Source organism: Streptomyces sp. MS191, from assembly GCF_008042125.1.
Lineage (GTDB): Bacteria > Actinomycetota > Actinomycetes > Streptomycetales > Streptomycetaceae > Streptomyces.
This window is the reverse complement of sequence record NZ_RDBI01000040.1, coordinates 850899-853039: the sequence shown is the minus strand read 5'-3', so window position 1 is coordinate 853039 and position 2141 is coordinate 850899. Positions and strand designations below refer to the sequence as shown.

The window sequence follows — 2141 nt, the reverse complement described above, 5'->3', positions numbered from 1 at the left end:
TCCACGGACCGCCCCGGGCCTCGTCCTACGCCAGCTCGACCCCGGCGCCCGCCCCGCCCTCCAGCTCCAGGACCCACACCTCGTTGCCGCCCTCGCGCAGCACCGGACCCGGCACGAACAGGGACTCCTGCGGCCCCGCCGCCCAGTACCGGCCCAGACAGAAGCCGTTGACCCAGACGAAGCCGCGGGTCCACCCCGGCAGCGACAGGGCCGCGTCCCCGGGCTCCCCCGAGACCGTCACCACCGCGCGGTACAGCCCCGGCCCCGCCGGCTCCGCCCCACCCGTCGGCCGCAGCGGCAGCCTCCGCACCGCCTCCGTCCCGAAGGCGGCCAGCCGCAGACCCCGGGCCCGTACCCCGTGCACGTACTGCCGCTCGTGCCGGACCCCGCCCGTGATCCCCTTCGCCTCCGCCTGCCGAGGGCCGTAGTTGACCCGGCCCAGGGACTCCACCCACAGCTCCACCACCGCGGGCCCCGCCACCGGCTCCGGCAGCACCGCGTCCTCCGACGCCAGCACCCCCGCCCGCACCCCGTCCACATACACCACCGCGCGGTCGCGCAGCCCCGACACCGACAGCGGATACGGCCGCCGCGGCCCGGGGATCTCCAGCCGGTAGCGCACCAGCCCGCGGTCCACCCCCAGCTCCTCGAACGTCGGCGGCACCGGCGCCATCGCCTCCGCGTCCCCCAGGACCTCCAGGACCTCCCCGAGCGGCGCCCACGCCACCGGCTCCGCGGCCGCCGGCCCGGCGATCCGCCGCGGCGGCTCCGGCACCTCCGGCAGCGGCCCCTCCGCGAACGCGCCCAGCACCTCGCGGAAACGCCAGAACTTCTCCGTCGGCAGCCCCGCCTCGTCCACCGGCGCGTCGTAGTCGTACGAGGTCACCGTCGGCCGCAGCTCGCCCTCGTGCAGCTCACCGGCCCGGTTCGCCCCCGCCCAGCCGGCGAAGTTCGTCCCGCCGTGCGCCATGTACAGGTTCACCGACGCCCCGCACTCCAGGATCTCCCGCAGCGTCCCCGCCGCGTCCGCCGCGTCCCGCACCGCGTGCTCCGTGCCCCAGTGGTCGAACCAGCCGCACCAGAACTCCATGCACATCAGAGGCCCCGCCGGCCGGTGCCGCCGCAGCACCTCGAACGCCTCCCGCGCCCCCGACCCGAAGTTCGCCGTCGCGAGCACCCCCGGCACCGACCCGCCCGTCAGCATGTGGTCCTCCGGCCCGTCCGAGGTGAACAGCGGCACCCCCACCCCGCAATCCCGCAACAGCTCCTCGACCCGCCGCAGATAACCCAGGTCCGAGCCGTAGCTGCCGTACTCGTTCTCCAGCTGCACCATGACCACCGGCCCGCCCCGGTCGATCTGCCGCGCCACGACCTGCGGCAGCAGCACACGGAACCAGCGGTCCACCGGAGCCAGGAACGCGTCGTCGTCCGTCCGCACCCGCCGCCCCAGCGGACCCGTCAGCCAGTGCGGCAGCCCCCCGTTCTCCCACTCGGCGCAGATGTACGGACCCGGCCGCACGATCGCCCACATCCCGGCCCGCCCCACCGCGTCCAGGAACCGGCCCAGCGCCGCCACGTCCCCGTACCGCCCCGGCTCCGGCTCGTACAGGTTCCACGGGACGTAGGTCTCCACACAGTTGAGCCCCATCGCCCGCAGCATCCCCAGACGGTGCCCCCACTGCTCCTCGTGCACCCGGAAGTAGTGCAGCGCCCCCGACAGCAGCCGCACCGGCCGCCCGTCCAGGAGGAAATCCTCGTCACCCACAGCGAACGTGCTCATGCGCTCACCCTCGCCCTCTGGCGGCGGGCCGGTCCATGGACAAAGATCGTCGCTGTTTGGACGTAAGGAGACGACCGGAAGGGCGCGTGCCGACGATGTACCACACCTGGATGCGCTACTTCACGCCCAGCCCCGTCCACCACCGCCTCGGCCTGGTCTGCCTCGGCGTCGGACTCCAGCACGGCACCCTGCCCACCGTCGGCCCGCGCACCCTCCTCCAGGAGGCGGCGGGCGGTGGCGCCGCCGATGCCCGCCCCGGCGGCGGCGGTCACGACAGCGGTGCGGCCGGCGAGCAGGCCGTGTCCGGGGACGTAGTCGGGGGTCTTTGCGGGAGGTGTCACGGGCGCGGCTCCTTGGGGAG

The 2141-nt window shown here is 74.9% G+C and carries 1 protein-coding gene and 1 pseudogene; both read right to left on the bottom strand.

The genetic code is table 11. The features are described from left to right. Window positions 1–25: 25 nt before the first annotated feature. A complete protein-coding gene (locus tag EAO71_RS10855; protein ID WP_147977525.1) occupies window positions 26–1780 on the bottom strand; it encodes a glycoside hydrolase family 35 protein in 1755 nt (584 codons plus the stop codon). A 200-nt stretch (window positions 1781–1980) separates the two neighbouring features. After that, a pseudogene (locus EAO71_RS38705) lies at window positions 1981–2121 on the bottom strand (SDR family oxidoreductase); the annotation flags it as partial. Window positions 2122–2141: the final 20 nt, after the last annotated feature.